The sequence below is a fragment of the Paracoccus amoyensis genome, from assembly GCF_014490725.1.
Classification (GTDB): Bacteria; Pseudomonadota; Alphaproteobacteria; order Rhodobacterales; family Rhodobacteraceae; genus Paracoccus; species Paracoccus amoyensis.
The window spans coordinates 346,271-361,358 of record NZ_JACOQL010000002.1; the positions used below are offsets into that span (position 1 = coordinate 346,271).

Sequence of the window (15,088 nt, forward strand, 5' to 3'; positions counted from 1 at the left end):
ACCGCAAATCGGCTGATTCTGTGTGTGCCTAGACGTTCACCTGCGTCCCGATCTCGACCACGCGCCCTGCCGGGATGCGGAAATAATCCGATGGCCCGGCAGAGTTTCGCGACAGCCAGATGAACAGCCGCGCTTGCCAGCCGGGCATGTTGCTGCGGGTGGACAGGCGCAGGCGCCGGCGCGACAGCAGGAACGAGGTCGACATGATGTCGAACTGCCAGCCCATGCGGCGCAGCTGCATCAGCACCTTGGGAACATCCGGTTCTTCGCCATAGCCGTAATTCAGTGTGACGCGGCGCAGGCGAGGGGTCAGGGTCTCGATTTCAACGCGATCGTTTTCCGAGACGCGCGGGATGTTGGCGGTGTTGATCGTCAGCAGGATGTTCTGTTCGTGCAATGCCTTGAAATGCTTCAGGCTGTGCAGCAGGGCCGTCGGTATCTTGTCGGGACTGGCCGTCAGGATGATGGCCGTGCCGGGAACGGCGGCAATCGATTCCGATTCAAGCTGCGGCAACAGGGTTTTCATCGGCAGCGCGGTGTCGGCCTCTTTTTTCTGCAACATCATGGTGCCGCGCCTCCATGTCAGCATGATCGTGACCATGGCTGCGGCCATGCACAAGGGCAGCCAGCCGCCCTCGGCGACCTTCATCAGGTTGGCGCCCAGAAAAACCAGGTCGATCAACAGGAAAGGCAGCATGATGGCCACCGACAGGCCCAGCGACAGACCCCAATGTTTGTGAATCACCACCATGGCCAGAATCGCCGTGACGACCATCGTGCCGGTGACGCTGATCCCATAGGCCGAAGCCAGTGCCGATGAACTGCCAAAGCCCGCCACCAGCAGCAGCACCGCGACCAGCAGGACACCGTTCACGGCGGGCATGTAGATCTGGCCCTGTTGTTCATCCGAGGTGTGGCGGATGCGCATGCGCGGCAGCAGTTTCATCTGCACCGCCTGTTGGGTGATGGAAAATGCGCCTGTGATCACGGCCTGGCTGGCGATGATCGTGGCGACCGTGGCCATCAGCACCACAACCGGCAGAAGTTTCTGGGGATACAGCAGATAAAACGGGTTTTCATGGGTTTCCGGCTGCGACAGGATCAGCGCGCCCTGACCGTAATAATTCAGCAAAAGCGCCGGAAATGCCACGAACAGCCAGGCCAGCTGGATCGGCTTGCGGCCAAAATGGCCCATATCGGCATATAACGCCTCGGCCCCGGTCACGGCCAGAAAGACCGCGCCCAGCACGATCAGGCCCAGCGTGCCATTGCCCGCAACAAAGGTGACGGCGTGGATCGGGTTCAGCGCCGACAGAATCGAAAGATCGCCCATCATGCGGTAAACCCCGCCCGCCGCCAGCATCGCGAACCAGACCAGCATGATCGGTCCGAACAGGCGGGCGACGGCCGCTGTGCCTCGATTCTGGACCAGAAACAGGCCGATGATGATGACCGCGGCAATGGGCAGGATAAAGGGTTGCAGACCCGGTGCGATGACCTTCAGCCCCTCGACGGCTGACAGGACCGAAATTGCGGGCGTAATCGCCGCGTCGCCATAAAACAGCGCGGCACCGATCAGGCCCAGCAGCACGATCCACCAGCTTGGGCGGCCCATCGCCCGCTGCGCCAATGCCAGCAGCGACAGCGTGCCGCCTTCGCCGTCGTTATCCGCATGCAGCAGGATCAGCACATATTTCACCGTCACGATCAGCAACAGCGCCCAGGTGATCAGCGACAGAACGCCCAGCACATCGGCACGTTCGACACCGCCATGCGCCACGCCTGCCGCGTGCATCGCCTCGCGGAAGGCATAAAGGGGGGAGGTGCCGATATCGCCATAAACCACGCCCAAAGCCGCCAGTGACAGCGCCGGCAGGCTGCTTTGCGGATGGTGGGCGGTCTCGGTTACGGTTTCGGGAACATCGGTTATGCTGGTCATGTCAGTCTTTCTTCACCTGCACAGGACGTGAAGACGCAGATATGCGGATCGCTGCATAAAGAAGCGATACGGATAATCACCGCCGCGTATAAGGATCACATAAAGATTGTGGACAAGTTCATCGCGGCAGGCCCAGATATGCCCATGATGTCCAACGCTTCGTTTCGAAAAAAACCATCTATCGCGCCGCCCCGGGCCAGCGGGTTCCTCTATGCGGTTGGCCTGCTGGTATTGGCTGCATTGATCACGCTGCCCACGCATCGTTTCATCGGTGAAACCGCAACTGCGATGGTGTTTCTGACCGCCGTTCTTGTTGCGGCGGTGCGTCTTGGCTTTTGGGTGGGCGTGCTGACTGCGATCGCTGCACTGTTCACGCTGAACTTTCTGTTCCACGAACCACGCTATACGCTCTTGGTGACCCATCCCCGCGATCTGGTGACGCTGGCGGTATTTTTGCTGGTGGCCACGCTGACCGGCCTTCTGGCGGGACGCATGCGCGAGGAACGCGACGCCGCACAGGGGCGTGCCACGGTTCTGTCGGTGCTGTCCAATGTCTCGACCGATCTGTTCGAGGCCCGCACGGCCGAAGACATCCTGACCGCCGCGTTGCGCCACCTGTCGGTTGTGGTGCAGGGTCCGGTGATGGTGCTGGCGCGTGACGGCGAGGTTGTGACCCGACTGGCCGCGATTCCCGCGACAACCACGCCAAGTGCCGCTGATTTGCAGGCCGCCGATCAGGCGCTGCGCCACCGCCAGATCGAATTCGCCGCCGCACAAGGCTGGGGCGGGTCTGCATTTACATTCGTGCCGGTCATCGCCGGCGATACGCAAAGCTATGTTCTGGGCCACACCCGTTTTGCCTCGCATCTGGAGGATCTGCATTACCGGGAAGAGGCGGTGGCCGTCATCCGCCGCCAGACCGAACTGGCCCTGCAACGCCTGTCCTTTGCCGCCAATGCCGAGGCCGAGCGGAAGCGGGCCGAAACCGAGGCTTTGCGGTCAACCCTTCTGGCCTCGCTGTCCCATGATCTGCGCACGCCGCTGGCCACGATCCTGGGATCAGTTACGACCTTGCGCGACCTGGGCGGTGCGCTGCCTGCGGATGCCCAAACCGATCTGCTGGAGGCGATCGAGCAAGAGGCAGGCCGTCTGAACCGCTATGTCGATAACCTGTTGCAGATGACGCGGCTGCAATCGGGCTTTACCGTCAACGCCACATGGGTCGATGCCGCCGATGTGGCCCGCGCGGCGGCCCGACGCGCAAGGCTGACCCGCCCCTCGGCGGTGATCGAAGATGACCTGCCGGACCTGCCCATGATCCGGGCGGAAGCCAGCCTGCTGGAACAGGCGCTGTTCAATCTGCTGGAGAATGCCGCCAAATATACCGATGGCCCGATCACCCTGTCGGCGCAGGTTTCCGCAGATCAACTGACCTTGCGGATCGCGGATCGCGGTTCGGGACTGAATCCCGCGCTGGCCGAGTGGTTGCGGACCGAACCGCTGACCGGCCTGCCCGAATCCAACGGCCTTGGCCTGCCCATTGCCAAGGGGATCGCACATGTTCTGGGTGGCAGTCTGGCCGCATCGTCGCGGAGTGGTGGCGGCACGATCTTTGCCCTGACCTTGCCCGTGCCGCAACAACCTGCGACCTAAGCGGCGATGCCTGATATCCGTCCATTGATCCTGATTGTCGATGATGAACCGCAGATCCAGCGGTTCCTGTCGCATGCGCTGAATGCGTCGGGTTATGATACGGTGCTGGCCGAAACCGGGCAGGCGGGGCTGGACGCGGTGCAGACGAAACACCCCGATCTGATGATCCTTGACCTTGGCCTGCCCGATATGAACGGCAAGGGCGTGATCGAAACCCTTCGTGCCTATTCGGACCTGCCGGTGATCGTGCTGTCCGCCCATGATCAGGAAATGGAAAAGATCATGGCCTTGGACCTTGGCGCGGATGATTTCGTCGCCAAACCCTTCGCCATCGGCGAATTGCTGGCCCGGTTGCGCGCCTGCCTGCGGCCGCGCCGCGCGCAACAACCCGCACCGCAGCAGGCCTGGGGCCACCTGCAAATCGACCGCGCCGCGCATGAGGTGCTGGCGAATGCTGCCCATGTCAAACTGACGCCAAAGGAATTCGACCTGCTTCTGGCGCTTGCCGACAATCCGGGTCGCGTGATGACCCACCGGCAGTTGCTGGCAAAAGTCTGGGGCCCGGCGCATGTCGATGACGTGCCCTATCTGCGCGTCTTCATCGGCCAGCTCCGCCAAAAGCTGGGCCTGACCGCCGACAGCACGGTGCAGATCCAGACCGAGGCGGGCGTGGGTTATCGCTGGCTGGTCGAGGGGGGCGGATAGGCCAAATCCTTCAAGGCTGCTTCTGACCGCAAGATATTGTGGTCATCTGGTAGGAGTTGAATTTGCAAAAAGAATGCATTTACTGCGGTGATACAAAGTCGGAAGACCAGTTTTCTGACGAGCATATCTGGCCAGATGCTCTTGGCGGAGACTATCTTCCGAAGGATGTTTGGCGAACCAAGGTCTGCCGGAGCTGCAATAGCATGGCCGGGCTATTCGTTGATGCAGCCTTCATTCGCAGCTGGATTGGGAAGGCAGAGCAATCCACCGCAGCATTGGACTATCTTGCAGGTCTGAATAAGCCCGCTGCTCTACCGCTAAGTTATATGGGGCACCTTGATGGTGCATGGTCCAGTAACACGATTGCCGATCACTGGCTGGGACCGTGCAGCGCGACAATTATCCATCTTCGACCATCTGACAACGATCAAGACTGGTCGCGCGCCTATGCGGGCGGAGATCCCAAGAATAACAGAAAAAAACCAGGGCGCGCCTATTTGGCGCTTACATCAGAAGAGCCGTTCTGGGTCGTCGTGAGCCTTCTGTCCTTCGCGAAGCATTTCAAGCATGCAGAAAAATTCGTGGTGAACTTAGTGGTAGAGGACACAGAAAGTGAACTTGGGGATAGTAAGGCTCACCCACTGGTTCAGTTGCTGAAGAAACTGAAAATCAGGCCGGGCAAGCCGACGCCCTCAGAGAGCATGGACGATTTTTCGATAGTGAATGACGTGTTAGAAGCTGCGCGGCGCGGCGAGCAGATCAAGACGAATGTGACGATCTCACAGTTTGCAGATCATCGCCTGTTGGCCAAAATCGCCTTGGGTCTTGGGTTTCAGTTGTTTGGTGGTGATTTTACCATTACGTGCTATGCGAAAAATCTGCGCAAAGCATTTCGTGAAGCGAATGTCTCAAAGCGCTTACAGCTTCCCCTCAGGGGACAAGGTTACTTTAGTGGAAATCCTGACGCGATGCTAAAGCAGGTTCTTCCTTGGTCGGGCGGATGGCTGCTGTTATTACGTGTCGCAAAGGGTCAACTAGGATTACATATTGTGACCCCAACAGCAAAAACGATGACAATCCTGATTTGCGATGAGCCGACCTTGGTCAGCCGTTTGGGTCCAGAGTATGAGGATGGTCAGATCTGGCTGACTATTCCACCAGCAGACATGTCTGTCGGGCCGATACCACTTCCAGACTACATCGCGCATCAGCTCAACGTTAGCCCTCACCCCGAACTCGTTGCCTTGGGGTCCAAACGAGGTGACTGGCGAAGCTTGCCCCAATGTCGCGCTAGTGAGAAGTGACCGCGGCGACTACCTGGGGTTTTGCGTCTTCAGCCCGCTTCGCACCTTGCGTCCTGCCCGCTCTTGGCTATAACCCCGGACGATTTACCTGCCGCCAGCCGCCCCGAAGGAACCGATCATGCCCAAAAGAACCGATATCAAATCCATTCTGATCATCGGGGCAGGGCCTATCGTGATCGGGCAGGCGTGCGAGTTCGACTATTCCGGCGCACAGGCCTGCAAGGCGCTGCGGGAAGAGGGATATCGGGTCATTCTGGTGAACTCGAACCCGGCGACGATCATGACCGACCCGGAAATGGCCGACGCGACCTATATCGAACCGATCACCCCCGAAATCGTCGAAAAGATCATCGCCAAGGAACGTCCCGATGCGCTGTTGCCGACGATGGGCGGGCAGACCGGGCTGAATACCGCGCTGGCACTGGCCGATTCCGGGGCGCTGAACCGCTATGGTGTCGAACTGATCGGCGCGCAGCGCAGCGCCATCGAAATGGCCGAAGACCGCAAGCTGTTCCGCGAGGCGATGGATCGCATCGGGCTGGAAAACCCCAAGGCGACCATCGTATCGGCCCCCAAGCATGCAAACGGCAAATATGACGTCAATGCAGGCGTGGCGATGGCCATGGAAGCGTTGGAGGATATCGGCCTTCCCGCCATCATCCGCCCCGCCTTTACCCTTGGCGGCACCGGCGGCGGCGTCGCCTATAACCGCGACGATTACGAGCGGATCGTGCGGTCGGGTCTGGATGCCTCGCCCGTGGCGCAGGTTCTGGTCGATGAAAGCCTGCTGGGCTGGAAAGAGTTCGAGATGGAGGTGGTGCGCGACCGCGCCGACAACGCCATCATCGTTTGCGCCATCGAAAACGTCGATCCGATGGGTGTGCATACCGGCGATTCCATCACCGTTGCGCCGGCGCTGACCCTGACCGACCGCGAATACCAGATCATGCGCAATGGCAGCATTGCCGTGCTGCGCGAGATCGGCGTCGAGACCGGCGGCTCGAACGTGCAATGGGCGATCAATCCCGCGGATGGCCGCATGGTCGTGATCGAGATGAACCCGCGCGTGTCGCGCTCATCCGCGCTGGCGTCCAAGGCGACGGGCTTTCCGATTGCAAAGATCGCGGCGAAACTGGCGGTCGGCTATACGCTGGACGAATTGGACAACGACATCACCAAGGTCACGCCCGCGTCGTTTGAACCCAGCATCGACTATGTCGTGACGAAAATCCCGCGCTTCGCGTTCGAGAAGTTTCCGGGTTCCAGGCCCGAACTGACCACCGCGATGAAATCCGTGGGTGAGGTCATGGCAATTGGCCGCAGCTTCCATGAATCGCTGCAAAAGGCGCTGACCTCGATGGAGAATGGCCTGACCGGCCTTGATGAAATCGCCATCGAAGGTGCGGCCGATCAGGGAAAACCCGCGATTATTGCCGCGCTGTCCAAAACCACGCCTGATCGCCTGCGCGTCATCGCACAGGCGATGCGGCTGGGCCTGACGGATGACGAAATCCAGCGTGTGACCAGCTTTGATCCCTGGTTCCTGTCACGCCTGCGCGAAATCGTCGATGCCGAAAACGCGGTCCGCGAAAACGGTCTGCCGACCGATGCGAACGGGCTTCGCGCCCTGAAGATGATGGGCTTCACCGATGCCCGTCTCGCCACGCTGTCGGGTCAGGACGAAACCGCCGTGCGTCAGGCCCGCCGCGCCCATGACCTGCACCCGGTCTTCAAGCGCATCGACACCTGCGCCGCCGAATTCGAGGCCCAGACCCCCTATATGTATTCCACCTATGAAGCCCCGGCGATGGGCGACGTGGAAAACGAGGCCCGCCCGTCGAATGCCAGGAAGGTCGTCATCCTTGGCGGCGGCCCCAACCGGATCGGGCAGGGGATCGAATTTGACTATTGCTGTTGCCACGCCTGTTTCGCGCTGACGGCGGCGGGCTACGAAACCATCATGGTCAACTGCAACCCTGAAACGGTCAGCACCGATTATGATACCAGTGACCGTCTGTATTTTGAACCGCTGACGCTGGAGCACGTCCTTGAAATCCTGCGGGTCGAGCAGGAAAACGGCACCCTTCACGGCGTCATCGTCCAATTCGGCGGCCAGACCCCGCTGAAACTGGCCGACGCGCTGGAGGCCGAGGGCATCCCGATCCTCGGCACCACCCCCGACGCCATCGACCTGGCCGAGGATCGCGAGCGTTTCCAGAAGCTGCTGAACGATCTGGACCTGAAACAGCCGATCAACGGCATTGCCCACAGCCCCGCCGAAGCCGTTGAAATCGCCGAACGCATCGGCTTTCCATTGGTGATCCGCCCGTCCTATGTCCTTGGCGGCCGCGCGATGGAGATCGTGCGCGACATGGACCACCTGAACCGCTACATCACCGAGGCCGTGAAGGTTTCGGGCAAGAACCCGGTGCTGCTGGACAGTTACCTGTCCGGCGCCATCGAAGTTGACGTCGATGCCCTGTCCGACGGCGAAACCGTCCACGTCGCGGGCATCATGGAACATATCGAGGAGGCTGGCGTCCATTCCGGCGACAGCGCCTGTTCGCTGCCCCCGCACACGCTGGACGCCGCCACGGTTCAGGAACTGAAGCGCCAGACCGTCGCCATGGCCCGCGCCCTGCAGGTCGTCGGCCTGATGAATGTGCAATTCGCGCTGAAAGACGGCGCGATCTACGTGCTGGAGGTCAATCCCCGCGCGTCCCGCACCGTGCCCTTCGTCGCCAAGGCCACCGACAGCGCCATCGCCTCGATCGCGGCCCGGCTGATGGCCGGTGAGCCGATGTCGAACTTCCCCGACCGGGCGCCCTATCCCGAAGGCGTCGGCCCCGAAGATGACCTGCCCTTTGCCGACCCGCTGACGCTGGCTGACCCGCTGACGCCATGGTTCTCGGTCAAAGAGGCGGTGCTGCCCTTTGCCCGCTTCCCCGGCGTCGATACGTTGCTTGGCCCCGAAATGCGTTCCACCGGCGAGGTGATGGGCTGGGACCGCAACTTCCCGCGCGCCTTCCTGAAGGCCCAGATGGGGGCCGGCACCACCCTGCCGTCGCAGGGCCGTGTGTTCATCTCGATCAAGGATATGGACAAGACACCCGAAATGGCCGCCGCCGCCCGCGATCTTGTGCAGATGGGCTTCCAGATCGTCGCGACCAGCGGCACGGCCGATTTCCTGTCCGCCGCGGGCGTCGCCTCAGAGCGTGTGAACAAGGTCTACGAAGGCCGCCCGAACATCGTCGACCGCCTGAAGAACGGCGATATCGTCATGGTCCTGAACACGACCGAGGGCGCACAAGCCATCAACGATTCACGCGACATCCGCGCCGTGGCGCTGTATGACAAGATCCCCTATTACACCACGGCGGCAGGCAGCATCGCCGCGGTGGCCGCAATCAAGTCGCGGGAAGAGGGGGAAGTTGGGGTGAGGTCGCTGCAGGCGTGAGGCGCGGCGATCGGGTGGGATTTTTCTACCCGGTCTCCTGCAAGATGTTACAGTTTCTTAAGTCTTCTTGGAAAATTTTTCGACGATTTTTGCTGTTCTGGGATCCTCCAGAAACTGTTCAACGGGGCAATCGAAACTGGTTTTGGGCATTTCTCTTATCGCTTGTGCGCCAGCCGGACCTAGGAAAATATTCCATGTTTCGACCGGTGTAGGCGAGCCTATGAAACATGAGGGGTCAAGTAAGGCCACATTTTTGCCTTTTCCGGATGGTTCTCGGACAGACTGATAGCGGATCAATTGCAGCCCCTTTGCTCGACCAGCTTCTGCCAAATTTTGACAGGCAGAGTAATCTGCTGGTCTAAGCCAATCGGAAGCTGCTTCGTTTAATGGCACTTCTGTAAGGTCAATAGCTCGCTCAGCGGCAATTGAAACTTTGAAAACAGAATACTGAGTGGGTCCGGAGGGAAAGTCGGTATCAGGGGATTCCGCGAAGAAGAGCATTCGGTAGAAGATCATCTCGTAGAGGCAAGTTTGGCTTTCTTCCGCAGCATAAAATATACCGAATGCGCTCGTGGCTTTTCTGAACCGTGAAGGGTGTCTCGAGCGATATCTGAACGGGGTCGACAGCAAGTAATCATATCCCTTTGCCTCGACAGGCACAGGAGGCTTGGATTCTTCTAAAATCGATTCCAACAATCCTTGCTCGGCAGTGGTGTCGACGAGCTTCATCGTCGACACCTTGTGCTGGGCTTCAACGCATCGAAAAACTATGCCCTCGTAGGCACGGAATTCAGACTGGAGCGCGTCGGCAGTCCAAATATCTGACAACGTCACTCAGTCCCTCTACATTTTGAATGAGCATGGCAGGTTTTCCGCCAAGCGCGGTATTTTCATTATTGAGCCAACTGGCCGCAACCTTGTCGTCTCCTCCAATTATTGCGTCCAGCGAACGATAAAGTCTGATCAGCAAAACACTTAGCTCATAGGGTTTTGTGTCTGCTTTGACCACATGTTGACCATTCCTCATCCGCGATGCCGTTGCGGGCGAAACTCCTAGGATTTTTGCAAGGTCTCTTGCACTTATATTTAACCTATCGGATGCGTTGACGACCGCTTTCGTAACTATCGGGCCACCCCCCGACCTCACCGCTAGGTCGGAACGAACTTGAGCCATTGTAACCTCACATAAGCGCTGTTTCAGCAGCATCATTTTGTTGTGGTTCTTTCCTCTGAAACGCTAACTCCGCGACGTGGTTCCTGCAAGTAACAAAAAGTGACAGTTTGAGGCATGTAAGCGGTAAGTCTTTTTGATCACGGCAAGTATGGTCTGTGTCCAAAAGACACGCCGCGCACCATCGCAGAGCCCGTAGCATTGGATTCATCTCACCACGGCCCGCGCGAACGTTAACCCATCCTACCCCATCCCATTCCGCTCTTTCATCAGCGCCATCAACGCCTTTCGTCCTTCCACCGACATGCCCCGCTTCCCGGCCATCGGCACGCCGTCCTGATCCTCAAGCGAACTCGACCCAAGCATCGCGTCATATGCGCGCTGTATGTCGCCGAACTCCGGGCGTTGGCCCTCAAACCCCTGATCCTCGCGGCGTTTCAGGTAATCCATCGTCTCGGCCCCTCGGATCAGCCCGGCCAGACGCGCATGGACCCAGACCGACAGAACCCGGTTCACGCGCGGCTGCCAATCCGGGCCCATGCTGCGAAAGAAGCGGACGATCTCATCATCCAGGCGGATCGTGACGCGCGTCTTTTTCGCGGCGCCCTTGTCCTGCGCAATCTCGTGCCACTCATCCGGGATGCGCATCTGGGTCATCACCGTCTGGTGCAGGTCCCATTCCAGCATCCGCATGGCATCGGCCATGTAGTGATAATTCATCCGCCGTGTCGCATCGGCCTTGCTGCCTGCCATACGAAAAACCCCTTTGCCGCCCGCAGTCAGGCTGTCGCAAAGGGGTTAATCGTCGCTTAACCAATCGCGCGATTCGCGGTGCACCGGTTGTGTACGCCCTGTGCACGCGTGGTGGACGAGGTGCTACACCGCCACGTCGCGTTTCGGCAGCACCCAATTCGGGCGCGGGAAGTGGCAGGTGTAACCGTTCGGGAACCGCTCAAGATAATCCTGATGCTCTGGTTCCGCCTGCCAGAAATCGCCGACGGGTTCCAACTCGGTGACGACGCGACCCGGCCAGATGCCCGAGGCGTTGACATCGGCAATCGTGTCCTGGGCGACGGCCTTCTGGTCTGCATCGACGTAATAGATGGCCGAACGATAGCTGGCTCCCATGTCGTTGCCCTGCCGGTTGCGTGTGGTCGGATCGTGGATCTGGAAAAAGAACTCCAGCAGTTTCCGATAGCTGATGATCGACGGATCATAGGTGATTTCAATGGCTTCGGCATGGTTGCCATGGTCGCGATAGGTCGCATTCGGATGGCTGTCGTCACCACTGTAACCGACCCGTGTCGAGATCACGCCGGGCAAGCGCCGGATCAAATCCTGCATGCCCCAAAAGCATCCGCCGGCAAGAACTGCACGTTGGCTCATCTTATGCTCCCTCGACTTGATCAAGATAGGCGCCGTAGCCCTGGGCCTCCATCTGGTTTGCCGGGACAAAGCGCAAAGAAGCCGAATTGATGCAATATCTCAGACCGCCAGCATCAGCCGGCCCGTCATTGAAGACATGGCCCAGATGGCTGTCGCCATGTTTTGAGCGAACTTCGGTTCGGATCATGCCATGTGATACGTCACGATGTTCGGTCACATTGCTATCAATCGGTTTGGTAAAGGCTGGCCAGCCGCAGCCGGAATTATACTTGTCCGCGGACGCAAAAAGCGGTTCGCCCGATACGATATCGACATAGATTCCCGGTTCGAAATGATGATCGTATTCGCCGGTAAAGGCGCGCTCGGTGCCGCTTTCCTGCGTCACGCGATACTGCTCGGGCGTCAGATTGGCGACGGCGTCCTGCGATTTGGTATAGGCCATGATTTTCTCCGCTTATGGGAACTTCAGGGCAGTATATGGGGTCGCGGACGCGTCGTGCAAAGGTCAAAGATGCGCCAGGCGATCCTTGGCTGCGGCATATTCTGCCGCCAACTGATCGATGCGGGTGGCGGCCGGAACGACGTCCTTCACCGCGCCGATCCCCTGGCCAGAGCCCCAGATCGTGCTCCAGGCCTTGGGCTTGCTGTCACCGCCGAAATTCATGCTGCTGGCGTCAGCGGTTTCAAGATTGGCGGGGTCCATTCCGGCATTGCGGATGGATGGCGCAAGGTAATTCCCTGATACGCCCGTGAACAGGGACGACGTCACGATATCCATCGCACCGGACTGCACGATCATCTGTTTGTATTCCTGCGGTGCGTGCGCCTCGGTCGTGGCGATGAAGGGGCTGCCGATATAGGCCAGATCCGCGCCCATGGCTTGCGCGGCCAGCACCGCGCCGCCGGTCGCGATCGCGCCAGACAGCAGCAATGGCCCGTCAAACCATTCGCGGATTTCCTGAACCAACGCAAAGGGTGATAGCGGCCCTGCATGGCCGCCCGCACCTGCCGCAACCGCGATCAGGCCGTCGGCGCCTTTTTCGACGGCTTTTTTGGCAAAGACATTGTTGATGATGTCATGCAGCGCGATGCCGCCACAATCATGGGCTGCGGCATTCACCTCGGTCCGTGCGCCAAGCGAGGTGATCCAGATCGGCACCTTGTAGCGGTGGCAGATCTCGATATCCCGTTCCAACCGGGCATTGCTGCGGTGAACGATCTGGTTGACGGCGAAGGGGGCGGCGGGATGGTCGGGATTGGACTGGTTATGACGGTCCAGTTCCTCGTTGATGCGGGTCAGCCAGGCTTCCAGCTGGATGGGGTCACCATCCTTTTCGCGGGCATTCAGCGCCGGAAAACTGCCGACGATCCCGGCCTTGCATTGCGCGATCACCAGATCCGGGCCGGACACGATGAACATGGGCGATGCTACAACGGGGATACGCAGGTTTTGCAGAATTGGCGGCAGCATGATGGTCCCTCCCTTGACGCTTTCAGCGCGACTATGTGGGGCGGACCATGCGGGGGCAAGTATGACGCGGGGGCACAGCGGTCCCCCGCGTCATAGATCCGGATATTCTGCCGGTCAGCTTGCGGCGGGTGTGTGGGTGAAATCGGCGACGGTGAAGCCATCGGGCAGCAATTCGATTTCCCATGGCGGGTTGTCTGGCAGATCGCGGGGCAGTTGGGCGGCCGCAAGTCCCTCGAACAACGTGGTCGGATCGCCGGGAAAGCGGACCAGTTGCGCCTTGCTTTGGCGGACGATGTTCAGGAATGCCAGATCATAATCCATCAAAGCCAGAAGCCACGGGTCCAATTCGCCTTGGGATATGACAAAATCCGCAAAGCTTTGCGCCTCTAATGGCGTGAACAGACGTGGATCATGTGCGGTGTGAAACCGTGACAAAAGGGTTTCGGCCCCGTCGCCATCGCGCAACAACAGATAGCGCAGCGACCGCGGCATGGCCCGCACCAGCATCGAACCGCGAAAACTGCGCGCCAAGCGCGCGTAAAGCCGCAGGGCTGCGGTATCCTCGGGCCAATCATGCTGGGTGGGGTCATCCTGCCAGACGGCCCGTGTCGCGCCTTCCTCCCATGCGGCGGTTGGCGGTGCGGGTTTGCCGACAATCGGACCCGGTGGCAATCGATGGGGCGGCGCGTCCGAGCGGCTGACGCCCGCCCGTTCCCAAATCTCGCGCAGCGCATCGACTGTGCGGTCCAGTTCTTCGGGCGGCAAGCGTTCCAGAAAGGTGTCGTAAATCTCGAAATTCAGGGCGCCCAGATTGGGCAGGCTTTGCACCACCTCTTGCGAAAACGCGGCAAGATCGTCCGGCATTTTGCCGGAATGGCTGTCCAGCCAATAGCCGTCCATCTCCTGACCGCCCGCCAGATGAATTTCCCAGACCCGATCCAGCGGGATCTGTGCCAGAAAATCACGCATCGGGATGCGGCCGTTCTTTTCGTTCAGTAGATATTGTGCAGGTCCAGCAAAATCCCGCAGCCGGTTTCCTCGCAGATCCGGGCGACAAATTCGCCGTCCTGCATCTCGAAACCCTTTCGGGCGAAATAAGCGACGCCGGTTTCAATGGCGACGGGGCGGTTCATCCCCTTGGCGAATGCGCGGATGTTTTCGGATGCGATGCGGACGCCTTCATCCGTTTGCAACGGCGGCAGCAGAAAACCCGCAGCCTTGTGGGGTGTGCCCGCGATGGACAAATGTTCGCTGACCCAAGGGCTGTTCAGCCGGTCCGCGATACTGCGCAACAGATTTATCTGTGCCGGATGTGGCCTGCGTGTGCCGCCGATCGGCATGCCGACCGAATGCACCAGTTTGCGTTGCGGGAATGCGGCAAACATGTCGATTGCCGGCGTGAATTCGAAATACGGCCCCTCGAATGGGTCATCGGCAAGCCAAAGGGTTTGCGGCTCGATTTCCAACACGTCCAACGCATCGGGTCGGCGCTGCAAAAAAGGTTTCAGCGCCGACGAGAAAATCATGCCGATTCCAAGCTTTGGTGCCTGGAACGCGGCGCTATCGTCCAATGGTCATGACCCTTTCCTGAAGGTTCATCTTGGCATCCAGCACCAGTATCCGTTCAAGATTGAAACGCATGTCACAGCCGGTGGCGCAGGCTGTATGTCCGGTCAATTCCGCAATCTTGTCGATCGCTGCAAAGACATTCTCGATATTGCTTGCGGCCTCGGGGTTCAGCGAAACGGTGACGTCGTCGCGCCTTGCCAGTTTGCTTGCGCCGCGTGATGCGAATGAAATTTCGCTGATGTTCCGATCAAAATAGAAGTCACGCTGCAATTCGAACAGGATGTCATGGCCGGAACAACAGGCCTGACAACCCAGATGGTCCAAAACGCTGCCGAGTGCCTTTTTCAGACTGCCAATGTCAGAAGCGACACTTGCCGGCAGCGACACGCGCACCGGATTGGTCGTCATGGCTTTCATAATAAACCTCATTCAA

At 59.5% G+C, this 15,088-nt stretch carries 14 protein-coding genes; 4 read left to right on the plus strand and 10 right to left on the minus strand.

The window, feature by feature from the left end; translation table 11 throughout:
- Positions 1–28: 28 nt before the first annotated feature.
- A complete protein-coding gene (locus H4P12_RS06495; protein ID WP_187792859.1) occupies positions 29–1,939 on the minus strand; it encodes a potassium transporter Kup in 1,911 nt (636 codons plus the stop codon).
- A 144-nt stretch (positions 1,940–2,083) separates the two neighbouring features.
- Between H4P12_RS06495 and H4P12_RS06500 the strand changes: the two genes are divergently transcribed.
- The 4 genes from H4P12_RS06500 to carB all read left to right on the plus strand — a co-directional run bounded on the left by H4P12_RS06500 (position 2,084) and on the right by carB (position 9,058).
- Positions 2,084–3,592 carry a DUF4118 domain-containing protein gene (locus H4P12_RS06500; RefSeq protein ID WP_246449007.1) on the plus strand — a complete coding sequence of 503 codons (1,509 nt, stop codon included), beginning with the start codon at positions 2,084–2,086 and terminating at the stop codon, positions 3,590–3,592.
- A gap of 6 nt (positions 3,593–3,598) precedes the next feature.
- Positions 3,599–4,297, plus strand: coding sequence for a response regulator (locus H4P12_RS06505; protein ID WP_187792860.1), 699 nt, complete (start codon positions 3,599–3,601; stop codon positions 4,295–4,297).
- A 56-nt stretch (positions 4,298–4,353) separates the two neighbouring features.
- Positions 4,354–5,601 carry an HNH endonuclease gene (locus tag H4P12_RS06510; protein ID WP_187792861.1) on the plus strand — a complete coding sequence of 416 codons (1,248 nt, stop codon included), beginning with the start codon at positions 4,354–4,356 and terminating at the stop codon, positions 5,599–5,601.
- A gap of 118 nt (positions 5,602–5,719) precedes the next feature.
- A complete protein-coding gene (gene carB, locus H4P12_RS06515) occupies positions 5,720–9,058 on the plus strand; it encodes a carbamoyl-phosphate synthase large subunit (protein WP_187792862.1) in 3,339 nt (1,112 codons plus the stop codon).
- Positions 9,059–9,115: 57 nt separating this feature from the next.
- Here the strand turns inward: carB and H4P12_RS06520 are convergent, their stop codons facing one another.
- The 9 genes from H4P12_RS06520 to H4P12_RS06560 all read right to left on the minus strand — a co-directional run bounded on the left by H4P12_RS06520 (position 9,116) and on the right by H4P12_RS06560 (position 15,072).
- Positions 9,116–9,787: an RES family NAD+ phosphorylase gene (locus tag H4P12_RS06520; RefSeq protein ID WP_187792863.1), complete on the minus strand. Its 672-nt coding sequence runs from the start codon at positions 9,785–9,787 to the stop codon at positions 9,116–9,118.
- Positions 9,788–9,848: 61 nt separating this feature from the next.
- Complete coding sequence (locus tag H4P12_RS19155) at positions 9,849–10,268, minus strand: antitoxin Xre/MbcA/ParS toxin-binding domain-containing protein (protein WP_343069776.1); 420 nt, start codon at positions 10,266–10,268, stop codon at positions 9,849–9,851.
- Positions 10,269–10,472: 204 nt separating this feature from the next.
- On the minus strand, positions 10,473–10,982 hold the full coding sequence (locus H4P12_RS06530; RefSeq protein ID WP_187792864.1) for a BrnA antitoxin family protein: 510 nt from the start codon (positions 10,980–10,982) through the stop codon (positions 10,473–10,475).
- 123 nt (positions 10,983–11,105) lie between these two features.
- Positions 11,106–11,615 carry a peptide-methionine (S)-S-oxide reductase MsrA gene (gene msrA, locus H4P12_RS06535; protein WP_187792865.1) on the minus strand — a complete coding sequence of 170 codons (510 nt, stop codon included), beginning with the start codon at positions 11,613–11,615 and terminating at the stop codon, positions 11,106–11,108.
- Between the two features lies 1 nt (position 11,616).
- Entirely contained in the window at positions 11,617–12,057 is a 441-nt protein-coding gene (gene msrB / locus H4P12_RS06540) for a peptide-methionine (R)-S-oxide reductase MsrB (protein WP_187792866.1), read from the minus strand.
- A 63-nt stretch (positions 12,058–12,120) separates the two neighbouring features.
- Positions 12,121–13,086: an NAD(P)H-dependent flavin oxidoreductase gene (locus tag H4P12_RS06545; RefSeq protein ID WP_187792867.1), complete on the minus strand. Its 966-nt coding sequence runs from the start codon at positions 13,084–13,086 to the stop codon at positions 12,121–12,123.
- A gap of 114 nt (positions 13,087–13,200) precedes the next feature.
- Positions 13,201–14,145, minus strand: a complete 945-nt coding sequence (locus tag H4P12_RS06550; RefSeq protein ID WP_343069796.1) for a multinuclear nonheme iron-dependent oxidase — start codon at positions 14,143–14,145, stop codon at positions 13,201–13,203.
- Positions 14,079–14,657: a multinuclear nonheme iron-dependent oxidase gene (locus tag H4P12_RS19005; protein WP_187792869.1), complete on the minus strand. Its 579-nt coding sequence runs from the start codon at positions 14,655–14,657 to the stop codon at positions 14,079–14,081. The genes H4P12_RS06550 and H4P12_RS19005 overlap by 67 nt, the downstream gene beginning before the upstream one ends.
- Positions 14,647–15,072, minus strand: a complete 426-nt coding sequence (locus H4P12_RS06560) for a hypothetical protein (protein WP_187792870.1) — start codon at positions 15,070–15,072, stop codon at positions 14,647–14,649. The genes H4P12_RS19005 and H4P12_RS06560 overlap by 11 nt, the downstream gene beginning before the upstream one ends.
- Between the last annotated feature and the right edge of the window lie 16 nt (positions 15,073–15,088).